The organism is Longitalea luteola (assembly GCF_017356035.1).
GTDB classification, from domain to species: domain Bacteria; phylum Bacteroidota; class Bacteroidia; order Chitinophagales; family Chitinophagaceae; genus Niastella; species Niastella luteola.
This window is the reverse complement of the sequence record NZ_JAFIQX010000001.1, coordinates 128081-140359: the sequence shown is the minus strand read 5'-3', so window position 1 is coordinate 140359 and position 12279 is coordinate 128081. Positions and strand designations below refer to the sequence as shown.

The window sequence follows — 12279 nt, the reverse complement described above, 5'->3', positions numbered from 1 at the left end:
ACTTTTATACTATGTCCATTTCATTAGGCACAGAATTCCTGCAAACAGCGATCAAACGCTTACGCTATTATAAAAGTCTGGGTGAAAAGACGTTCGACCAGCTAACAGATGCCGACTTTCATTTTGCGCCCAACGAAGCATCTAACAGTATTGCGGTGATCATTCAACACCTGAGCGGGAATATGCTAAGCCGCTGGACCAACTTCCTTACCGAAGATGGGGAAAAGGCCTGGCGGCAGCGGGATGAAGAATTTGAAGTGCATAATTATTCGCGCCAGCAATTACTCGATCTGTGGGAAAAGGGCTGGAACTGCTTTCTGCAGGCACTTACGGCACTCACAGAAGATGACCTGCTAAAAACCATCTATATACGGGAAGAACCGCTGTCTGTCATCGATGCCATCAACCGGCAACTGGCGCATTATCCCTATCATGTTGGACAGATCCTGTACATTGGCAAGCTACTCAAAAATACCGGCTGGCAAAGCCTGTCGATCGAAAAGGGAAAGTCGGAACTTTACAATAAAAGCGAGGGCATAAAGGACCCGGCAAAGAATCAATAAGCAATTGACAATAGGCAATATACAAGTTATGCACAATGCGCAACCCGCCAAAGTCACGAATTTGTTTCTCTTGAAACAGGCCGGTATGTAACAGACTTAAATCCATTGAATTCGAGTAGTTTAAAACTACCGGATGCCTCGCATCAATCCCCCCAACTGGAGGAATTAATATAACAATTAAATCAGTTATTTCCGGAAATGCCGCATTCCATCTAACCTTTGCCGTCTTTTTACGTCGGGCTCTGTAAAGGCGGTTTGAACATTGTCTATTGTCCATTGACAATCTACTCACTCCCCCCTTTGACTAACCAGGTCTTTTGTCTATCTTACCCCTGTCTTACCATTACCGCTAGTGCCGATTTACCCCGTTTACCTGTTTTGAACCATTTACCCAAATTGTTCGTTAAAAACCATTGAAATAACCAACCTTCATATCCATTTTACGTATGTTCCATACAGCTATCGGCGCGGTACACCCTGCAGGGTATGTTAAAGGCACTGAAAAGTTGCTCAAAAACAACTCATTGGTATTGATTTTGCGCCATATAGACAACTCTTTTATTACTTTTACATTTAATACGCTCCAACCCTGAGAAAGTTTTGGAAAATATCCCGGACCGTGCTGCTGGCGCTGATCGGTTTGATCATTTTAGCCTGGCTGGCTATCCAAACCTCCTTTGTCCAAAACTGGTTAGTAAAACAGATCACCGGTAAACTTTCCAAAAACCTCCATGCTACCGTTCGCATTAAACACGTCGATTTCGCATTGTTCAATAAAATGGTGCTCGAAGGCACCCTGGTAAACGACCAGCACAAGGATACCCTCCTTTATGCCGGCGCCGTAAAAGTGAATATCACCGACTGGTTCTTCCTGAAGGACCGGGTGGTGCTCAACTATATCGGCCTCGAAGATGCGCTCATTCATTTGCAACGCAGCGACAGCACCTGGAACTACCGCTTCCTGGCAGACTATTTCAGCAGTCCCCAAAAAAAGGAAGTAAAAAAGAAGGACGACATCGACCTCGACCTCGAAAAAATAGAATTCCGGAATGTCAAACTCGTGCAAACCGATGGATGGCGGGGAGAAGATATGACCCTACTGCTGGGCTCCATGGATGTTGATGCCGATGAAATAAACCTGAAAAAACGAACAGCCCACATCAACAGCATCACCATCAATAAACCGGAATTTTCCATTTACAACTACGACGGCAACCGGCCCGACTCTTTACGGCCCAGGCCCGATACCGCCGCGATCATCAACGATCCCAATAACCTGCGCTGGAATCCCGGCAACTGGGATGTGGCCGTTGATCGCCTCACCCTCGATAAAGGCATTTTCCGCAACGATGTGCAAACCGGCAGGCCGCCTTACAAATACTTCGATGGCAATCATATCCTTTTCTCCGATATCAATGCCGTTTTTAATAAAGTAAACTTTAAACAGGATACCCTCACGGCCGGTTTACTGCTTTCTACCAAAGAACGCAGCGGCCTGGTGGTTAAAAAACTAAACGCCCGGGTTACCTGGCATCCCGAGGCGATGGAATTTGCCCGGCTCGATATTCAAACCAATCGCAGCCACCTGCAGAATTTCTTCGCCATGCGGTATGCTACCTTCGACGACATGAGCGACTTTGAAGATAAAGTACGCATGGAAGGCGATTTTACGAACGCCGTACTGAACAGCGACGACATTGCTTTTTTTGCCCCGGAACTGCAGGCATGGAAAAAAGAGATCCGTGTTACCGGCAAGGTCAGAGGTACTGTAGAGAACCTGAGCGCCCGTAAACTGGTGATCGAAGCCGGCAAAGACACCTATCTCAACGGAAACATCCGGCTCAACAGCCTTACCAACCTCGATAAAACGTATATCGACTTTGAGGCGAACGAGTTCAGGACCACTTACCGGGATGCTATCACTATTATTCCCGACCTGAAAGACATCCATCAACCGCGGCTCGATAAGCTCGAATACCTGCGTTTCCGCGGTAACTTTACCGGCTTCATAAAAGACTTTGTTACCTACGGCACCATCGAAACCAAACTGGGCGTAGTGGTAAGCGACGTGAATATGAAGTTTCCCGACAATGCCCCTACCGTGTACACCGGTAGCATTGAAACCAGGTCTTTCTCCCTGGGTGAATTTGTAGGCGCGCCGCAGGTAGGCAAGATCAATTTCATGGGTTCAGTGAATGGCCGCGGCCTTAGAGCCAGCACCCTGAACGCCAAACTCGACGGCAATATCCGCTCGCTCGACGTAAACAACTACAATTATCAGAACATAGTGGTAAAGGGTACCGTTGCCAAACGCCTGTTCAATGGTGAAGTTATCAGCAATGACCCTAATTTAACAGCCCGGTTGAACGGGTTGATCGACTTCAGCCAGAAAGTGCCTACGTTTAATTTCGATGCCGAAGTGAGCAAAGCCGATCTGCGGAATGTCAAAATCACCAAAGACAGCATTGAAGTAAAAGGAAAGTTCAGGATGAACTTTACGGGCAGCAATATCGACAACTTCCTGGGTACCGCCCGCATTTACGAAGCCTCCATCCTGAAAGACAGCAAACCCATTTCCTTCGATTCACTAAGCATTGAATCAAAAGCCATGGGCACCAACAAGGTGATCACGGTGGTAAGTAATGAATTCGACGGGGCGTTGGTCGGCGAGTTTTCCATCAGGGACCTGCCCGATGCCGTTCGCTCCTTCCTGAATAAATATTATCCCAGTTATATTAAACCGTCGCGCCGGGAACTCAAGAACGAGAACTTCAGCTTTGTGTTCACCACCAAAAAAGTGGATGAATACATGAGCTTCATTGATAAGAACCTGGGCGGCTTTAATTACAGCACCATTACAGGCCGCATCAACAGCAAGGAGAACGTGTTGGACCTGAACGCGGAAGTACCGCAGTTCAACTATAAAAATATCTTCTTTTATAACCTTAACCTGAAGGGCGCCGGTAATTACGATTCGCTGTCACTCACCAGCACGATAGCCGATGTGTACCTGAACGACAGCCTGCATTTCCCTGGTACGGATCTTCGGGTACGGTCAGCGAAAGATATGTCGCTGGTACAGTTAAAAACAACCGCCAACCAAACGCTCAACTCGGCCGACCTGTTTGCCCGCGTGCAAACAATGCCTGGCGGTGTGCACATTACCTTCAATGAATCGAAATTCGACCTCAATGGTAAGAACTGGACGATTGAAAAGAACGGTGAGCTCGTGTTAAGTAAAGAACTGGTATCAGCAGACGGAGTAAAGATCTACAATGGGCAGCAGGAGATCCTGGTGACCACCCATCCTTCCGACATAGGCAATACCAACGACATAAAAGTTGAACTGAAAAAAGTAAATATCGGTGACTTCGCGCCTTACGTAACTACCGACAACCGGCTGGAAGGTTTGCTTACGGCTACTGCGGATATCATCGATCCCTTTGGCAAATTACAGGTTGACCTGGCCGGTGAGGCCGAAATGTTCCGGCTCGATAACGATTCCATTGGCAAACTGCAACTGAATGCCAATTACAGCCAGGTGACCAACAAAGTGAATTTTAAAACCATTTCAGACAACGACAAATACGTATTTGACCTGAACGGTTTGTATGATCTGTCTGATACCGCCAATACCGCCCCCCTTGATATAACCGGTAATTTCAGGGATACAAAGATCAACCTGCTCGATAAATACCTCAATGACGTGTTCACCGACCTGAGCGGTTATGCTACGGGACAGTTGCGCATTGTGGGTCCGCCGAACGACCTCAAATACCTGGGCAGGATGCAACTGCGCGATGGCGAACTGCGCGTCATTTATACCAATGTACTGTACAAAATACCATCGGCTGTTTTTGATTTCCAGCAAGATCAGATCGATTTTGGCGCCTTTAAATTCCGGGACGAACGCGGCAACAGCGGACAAATTACCAAGGGTATTTTAAAACACAGGGGCTTTGACGACCTGTATTTCGACTTTGCTTTCAACACCAATAAGCTGATGGTATTGAATACCGGCAGCTCCAGCAAAGACCCATTCTTCGGTACACTCATCGCTAAAGCAAATGCCACTTTTAAAGGCCCGCTCGAAGACATGCGGCTCGATGTGCGCGGCGAACCTGCTGATAGCTCCAAATTAAACATCCGTTCACAAACCGGCCGCGAAAGCGGACAGGCTAGCTTCGTCGTATGGAAACAATACGGTAGCGAAATGAAAGCGGTGCGCAGTACCGATGCCAGCAACCTGCATGTGTCGCTCGACGTAACGGCAAACAACTATGCCAACATGTATGTCATCCTCGATGAATTGACCGGGGACGTAATACAGGCTAACGGCCATGGCAATCTTAAAATGTACACCGGTACCGATGGCAACTTCAGCATTACGGGCCGGTATGAAATAGACCGCGGAAATTACAATTTCAATTTCCAGTCGCTGCTGCGCAAGCCGTTTAAACTGAAAGAGAATACCGGTAATTATATTCAATGGCGCGGCGATCCGTATGACGCCACCATCAAGATCGATGCCGAGTATGAAGCAGACGATGTGCGGTTCAGCGATCTGGCAACCGAAGCGGTCACCAACGCCAACTCCAACGTGCGCAAATACCGCGGTAAAGTAATTGTGGTAGCCTCGTTAACGAAAAGCCTCATGAAGCCGGATATCGCTTTCCAGATAGAGCTGCCCACCAACAGCCCGTTGAAAGATGATCCGGATGCGTTGCGCATTCTGCAATTGATCCAACGCGACCAGAACGAGTTGAATAAACAGGTGGCCTTCCTCATCGTGTTCAACAGCTTCGGCCCGGTATCTTCATCGAGCCAGAACAACATCGGCAGCCTCGCATTCAGCGGTGTTGTCGTGAACAGTATTTCCGGCGTATTATCAGGCGCCCTCAGTAAACAGTTCTCCAGTATTTTCCAGAAACTATTCAACGATAAAAGCATCAAGGTCAACTTCAATGCCCAGCTGTACAATGGTAGCAATCTTGTTGACAATATCGACCGCAGCAAGCTGAATATCGACCGCACCAATCTTAATTTCAATATTGGTAAAAGCTTTATGAACGAACGGCTCACGTTTACATTCGGTAGTGCCGTTGACTTCGGGTTATCGCCCCAACAGGTGCAGGCCACCAAGAACCTGCAATTCCTGCCCGATATTTCTGCCGACTGGAAAATACGCCAGGACGGTAAACTCGTGCTCACCTTCTTCTATCGCGATTCATACAATTACCTGGCAGGTACCGGTGCGCGGCAAAACCGCTCCGGCGCCAGTATCAGCTACCGCCGCGACTTCGAACGCCTCAGCGATCTGTGGCGCGCCGACCGCAAGAAAAAATTAAAACCACCCGTTGTTGCAAACGATACCTCACGAAATGATACCGGCAGTAATTAGCCATTAAGGAAATCCATTAGGGGACCAACCTCGGAATATCTATTGATCTATAGTTGCGTCGCACACTTCAACGTTCTTATCGCTATTCGACAAAATAAAAATGCCATCCCGGATTACCGGAATGGCACGTATAAAACTTGGCGCATAAAAATTAAAATGGAATAATCTGGCAAGGCTCAGGAAACTTCGGAACCCTTTCCGTTAGGGACTACTTCTTCAATATCTCATGCCCTAATTTATCACGCTTGGTGGTCAGGTATTTTTCATTGTGGGGGTTAGGCTCCACCTCAATAGGCACAGCTTCCACTATTTCAAGCCCATAACCCAGCAGCCCGGCGCGTTTTTTCGGATTGTTGCTCAGCAGGCGCAATTTGGTTATACCCAGGTAACGCAGGATCTGCGCCCCGATACCATAATCGCGTTTGTCCATCGGAAAACCCAGGTGCAGGTTGGCTTCTACTGTATCGAAACCGCTTTCCTGCAGTTTGTAGGCTTTTAATTTATTTACCAAACCAATGCCTCTGCCTTCCTGGTTCATATACAGGATCACGCCCTTACCTTCTTGTTCAACATGTTGCATAGCTGCGTGCAATTGTTCGCCACAGTCGCACCGCATTGAACCGAGAATATCACCGGTAAAGCAGGAAGAGTGCACCCGAACCAGCACTGGTTCATCTTTCTGCCACTCCCCTTTTATCAGGGCCAGGTGCTCGTTGGGTGTGCCCTTTTCATTAAATGCGATCAGTTTAAAATTGCCCCATTTGGTAGGCATATCCACCCGCACCACTTCTTCTATCAGCGAATCTGTTTTCAGGCGGTATTCAATGAGGTCTTTTATGGAGATCAGTTTCAGGTCGAATCTTTTGGCAATTTCTTCCAGCTGGGGTAAGCGCGCCATGGAACCATCGTCGTTCATGATCTCTACCAGTACGCTGGCAGGCTCAAAACCGGCCAAACGAGCCAGGTCATTACCCGCTTCAGTATGTCCGGCCCGGCGTAAAACACCCCCTCTTTTAGCGCGGAGTGGGAAAATATGTCCGGGGCGGCCAAGGTCTTCGGGTTTTGTATTGGGATCAATCAGCGCCTGGATGGTCTTTGCCCGGTCATGGGCTGAAATACCGGAGGTACAGCCATGGCCCAGCAGGTCTACCGACACGGTGAAAGCCGTTTCGTGCAGGGCGGTATTATTATTGACCATCAGGTCCAGCTTCAGTTCAGCGCAACGGTCCTCTTCAAGTGGAGCGCAGATGAGCCCACGCCCGTATTTACTCATAAAATTCACTACCTCGGGGGTCACATTTTGTGCTGCGGTCAAAAAATCACCCTCATTCTCACGATCCTCATCGTCCACTACAATTACCAGTTTACCATTTTTTATGTCTTCAATGGCACTTTCTATAGAATCCAGCATGTTTTGAAATTTCGGCAAAGTTAAAACAAAAGAGGGAAGCAAACAGCCCGTAACAATGATCCTGAAAAGGGAGCATAATTGCCTGAGTATTTGCTTTCTATGACAGATATACAACATGGGTTGAACCAAATTGTTCGCCCTTTCTGGCAAACCGGCAAAAAATGCCTCATACCTCTTACTTTTTACTTCGTAAGCCGCCCTGTCCGGGTTGCCTGCCAGCCTGATAAATAATTTAGATGAGTTCCCTGTTACATGACTTACATCACCATGCAGCCTTTTCAGTGTTCAACTTGCCTCTATAGCAGAACCCCCCGGATTGCTTCTCCCCATGAAACATAGCCAGGGCTATACAGGTATTTGGGTAAAATTCAGTGTAATGGTGAGCGTTAACAAACTGTGAACTCCTTTTAATATAGAGATAATGTGTTTAATTCTATTTTCAGCTACATTTGCGGCATCATTAAGCAACTGCTCCTCAACAGCATGATACTCAAACCATGCCATGGTTTTGCCTGATAGGCCATGAAAACAATTTTCCATGCGTTGCAGCACCGGTAACATCGGATCTGCTGTAATATCTCAACGATCCCTTGCTCTACGTTTGCCAACAGTACCCTTTACTAATTGTTTGCAAAATTAAACACGCATATATGAGAAATTTAAAGGCTTATTTACTAACCCTCTTATTACTTTGTGCCGGAATGCTGAATGGGTATTCGCAGGTTACAACCAGTAGTATGACGGGTGTTGTTAAATCAGGCAAAGGAGAACCCCTGGTAGGAGCTACTGTGGTAGCCCGCCATGAACCAACCGGTTCAGCTTTTACCACCCTCACAAGGAACGGCGGCGTATTTGACCTCACGAACATGCCGCCCGGCGGGCCGTATACAGTTACCATTACCTATGTTGGCTATAGTGCTTATAAAAGAAGCGATATAAATATTCCGCTGGGCGAAAAATTCGACCTGCAGGCAGAGGTGGCTGATAAAGAAATGCAGCAGGTGGTGGTTACCGCAGCAGGCCGGAGAGCAGCTACCGAAAAGACCGGCGCCTCCACCAACATCAGCAACCGGCTGGTGCAGAATATGCCGAATATCGCCCGCAGCCTTACCAACCTGACGCGCGTTACCCCACAAAGTAACGGTAACAGTTTCGCAGGTATGAACAACCGCTTTAACAATATCATGATCGACGGTTCATTGTTCAACAACAACTTTGGCCGCAGCGGTGATGGTATGGTGCCCGGTGGCGCAACTTCTGCCATTTCAGTGGATGCGATAGACCAGGTGCAGGTAAATATTGCGCCTTACGATGTACGTCAGGCAGGTTTTGTGGGCAGTGGTATCAATGCCGTAACAAGAAGAGGAACCAACAACTGGTATGGAACGGCTTACGGTTATTACAGGAACCAGAACTTCACTGGTGAAAAAGTAAAAGAAACCGATGTGGCAAACGCCAAACGTTCAACCAAAATTTGGGGCGGAAGCATAGGCGGTCCCATCATTAAAGACAAGTTGTTCTTCTTCTTCAACGTTGAATCGGAAAAAAGAACACAACCCGGCCAAACCTGGGTAGCTAAAACAAGCCCTACAGACGCCAACCCGAATGCAACGGCCGTTTTGGCCAGTGACCTGGAGACCTTAAGATCATACCTTATCAATAACCCTAAATACCAATACAACCCGGGCGCTTATGAAGGCTATGATTTTGAAACCGACAACACCAAATTCCTGGGCCGCGTTGACTGGAATATTACCAACCAGCATCGGTTAACACTTCGCTACACCAACTCAGAAACGAACGACGATGATATGGTCAACGCTTCGAGCATGACCGGCATCGGTGGTGTAAGTGGCCTCAACAACAGCCGTCGTGGCGGCCGTACCGGAGGCATGGCCTTTGAAGGCACCAATTTCAAGAACAATGTGAAAGTATGGTCAGGAGTTGTAGAATTGAACTCTACCTTCAATAACAAATGGAGCAACCAGCTCATAGCTTCCTATACCAGTAATCAGTTAATACGTATCCCAAACAGTAATGTTCCATTTGTAGATATCATGCGCGGCGGCAATGACGTATACATCTCTTTTGGAACCGATCTGTTCTCATACAGGAACGAGATCCGCGATAAAGCCCTGAATCTGGCCAACAATGTGACCTATATTATGGGCAGGCATACCTTTACCGGTGGCGTTAGCTTCGACGCCATGCGCTTTGAGAACTCTTTCACCAGTGCCGGCGGACCAGGTTACTACCGATATAGTTCATTGGCTTCCTTTTTAAATGACGAGGCGCCGATAATATATGCAATTGCCTATGACCCCACGAATCCGTCGGGCATCAAAGTACCAGAAGCCAGATTTTCGCAGCTGGGTTTTTATGTACAGGACATCTTTACAGTTACCAATAAACTTAAAGTAACAGCTGGTCTTCGTATGGATATTCCAATGTATCCTTACGATCCTCCACGTAACCCGGCCCTGGAACAGGTGGTGTTCAAGGATGAAAACCTCATAGACGAACAATTCGATGTTAGTAAATGGCCTGACGCAAAACCTTTATGGTCGCCGCGCCTGGGTTTCACGTATGACGTACTGGGGAATAAATCGCTTGTTGTACGCGGTGGTACCGGCATCTTCACCGGTCGTATTCCATTCATCTGGCTGGTGAACCAGGTGGGTGACAATGGAGTGATCCGCGCAATATACCAACCTACCGGTGCAGCACTGTCAGCTATCCGTTATAACACCAACAGGTCGACCTATCTTCCCGAGAATCCGCCTGCCGTGGGTACTACCATTCCCAACAATTCTTCATACAGCGCTGCGGCCAAGGATTTCAGAATGCCGCAGGTATGGCGCTCGAACCTGGCTGTTGACAAACGTTTTGCGAACAACTACACCGCAACGTTCGAGGCTATCTACACCAAGATGATCAATAACGTTTATTTCCGCAATGCCAACCAGGGCCCGCAAACCGGCAACCTGGGTGGCGTGGCAGACAAACGTCCTGTTTACCAGACAAGGCTTAATCCTGGAATTAACCAGATGATCGTTATGGACAACACCAGCAAGGGATACAGCCTGGCATTGACAGCCCAGTTACAAAAATCATTCTCTGATAAATGGGAGGCAGGATTGGCCTATACATACACCCTGGCCAAAGAAGTGGCTATTGGTAGCTCCGACCAAAGCGGTAGCGGATTCAATACCAATAACATCATCTTCAACCCCAATCAACCGGACCTTGGTCATTCCAACTATGCTGTGCCACACCGCATAGTAGCCAATGTATCATACCGCCTCGAGTACCTGAACAAGAATATGGCCACTACCTTCAGCCTGTTCTACCAGGCACAGCCCCAGGAACGGTATACATTCCGGTATGCGAACGATATCAACGGTGATGGTCAAAGGAACGATGCTATTTATATACCCAGAGACCCATCAGAAATTACCTTTGCACCAACATTTACATCGAACGGGGTAACGTACACTGCCCAACAGCAAAGCGACGCCTTCTTTAACTTCATCGAGAATGACAAATACCTGCGAGAGCACAAAGGCGAATACATGGAAAAATACGGCGCTACCCTTCCGTGGACGCATACACTTGACCTGCGTGTGTTACAGGATTTCATTTACAGAAGGGGTTCAAATAAACACACCTTACAATTCAGCGTAGACGTAATTAACCTGTTGAACCTGCTAAACAGTGAATGGGGCTACCGCTATGCTTATTCCTTCGGAACATTCCAGGATATGGGCATAATAGGCACGCCATCATCTTTCAACCCGGCGGCACCAACGTTCACATTCGATCCTGCGAATCCCACAAAAGCCTATCAGCCGAACTATTCAACCACCAGTACCTGGGGTATTCAGCTTGGCTTGCGATATATCTTTAATTAATAAGATAAACGATCCGATAAAAAAAACGTCCCGCTTGGCGGGACGTTTTTTTTATGTAATACTATTTCATTTTTAAGCATCCGGCGTTGCACGTTGCGGCTTCCGCCACCCCCACTTTAAAAACACCGGCAGGCCCTTGGCCCAGGAACGGATATCATGCTTCCCATCGGGCAATTGCAGGTAGCGCATATCTTTTCCTTCTTTCCAGCCTTTGGCCAGCAGCTCGCGCATGAGGTCGATCGTATCATCAATGGAATCAATTACGTTATTACCATTTCGGTCTTCGGTTTCATCCAGCTCACCAGCCTCAAAAAAGAACTTCAACCGGGGGTTATAACTGCCCTGCCTGATCTGCCGGTGCATCAGCCGGTCGGTAGCCTCGTTAAAATCTTTCTCTTTCCTGTCTTTCGACCGCCACCAAAGGGAACCCGAGAATACCCCCACCTTTGAAAAAACGTCCTGGTGGTTCCATACAATGTCCAGTGCGCTTAAGCCTCCCAATGAAAAACCGGCAAAGGCCGTTTCATTAAAAGTAAACTCGTGGTAACGCGTATGTATAAATGGTAATAATTCTTCCAGTATAAACTGCCGGTACAATCCTGCTTTGGCGCCCCTGCCTTTAAAATCGGGACTGCTGATCATGCCATACTCAAGCGACCTTTCTTCCCCACTATGAATGCCCACACATAACATGGGTTTAATGGTTTCTGTTTGCAGCAGATATCCGATCATTTTATCGAAGCCCATGGCTTCAACATCCTGACCATCGTTGAGTAAGAGTAAACCAAGTGTATTATCAGCAGGAAGCTGCGCAGGTCCGTAAAAGTTTATTGTAATGGTCCGTTGTAGCGCTTCAGATGGCAAATCAACCGTTTCTACCATAATTCCGGTACTAACTTCTGTGTGCATAGCCGCCAAAATTAGGTAAATATGGATTAGCCGGAACGTTAAATGTGCAGGAATTGTAAATTTGGTAGGAAGGATTGTGAGGCT

The 12279-nt window shown here is 47.5% G+C and carries 5 protein-coding genes; 3 read left to right on the top strand and 2 right to left on the bottom strand.

Annotated elements, in window-relative coordinates; translation table 11 throughout:
* Positions 1-11: 11 nt before the first annotated feature.
* Both JUB15_RS00605 and JUB15_RS00600 read left to right on the top strand, forming a co-directional pair.
* Positions 12-563: a DUF1572 family protein gene (locus tag JUB15_RS00605; RefSeq protein WP_207510301.1), complete on the top strand. Its 552-nt coding sequence runs from the start codon at positions 12-14 to the stop codon at positions 561-563.
* A gap of 619 nt (positions 564-1182) precedes the next feature.
* A complete protein-coding gene (locus tag JUB15_RS00600) occupies positions 1183-5964 on the top strand; it encodes a translocation/assembly module TamB domain-containing protein (protein ID WP_207510300.1) in 4782 nt (1593 codons plus the stop codon).
* Positions 5965-6172: 208 nt separating this feature from the next.
* Here JUB15_RS00600 and JUB15_RS00595 read toward each other — a convergent pair whose 3' ends face one another.
* Positions 6173-7375, bottom strand: a complete 1203-nt coding sequence (locus tag JUB15_RS00595; protein ID WP_207510299.1) for a bifunctional 3,4-dihydroxy-2-butanone-4-phosphate synthase/GTP cyclohydrolase II — start codon at positions 7373-7375, stop codon at positions 6173-6175.
* 650 nt (positions 7376-8025) lie between these two features.
* Here JUB15_RS00595 and JUB15_RS00590 point away from each other — a divergent pair.
* Complete coding sequence (locus JUB15_RS00590; protein ID WP_207510298.1) at positions 8026-11286, top strand: TonB-dependent receptor; 3261 nt, start codon at positions 8026-8028, stop codon at positions 11284-11286.
* A gap of 72 nt (positions 11287-11358) precedes the next feature.
* On the opposite strand, the gene JUB15_RS00585 is transcribed toward JUB15_RS00590, so the two are convergent.
* A complete protein-coding gene (locus JUB15_RS00585) occupies positions 11359-12195 on the bottom strand; it encodes an alpha/beta hydrolase (protein ID WP_207510297.1) in 837 nt (278 codons plus the stop codon).
* Positions 12196-12279: the final 84 nt, after the last annotated feature.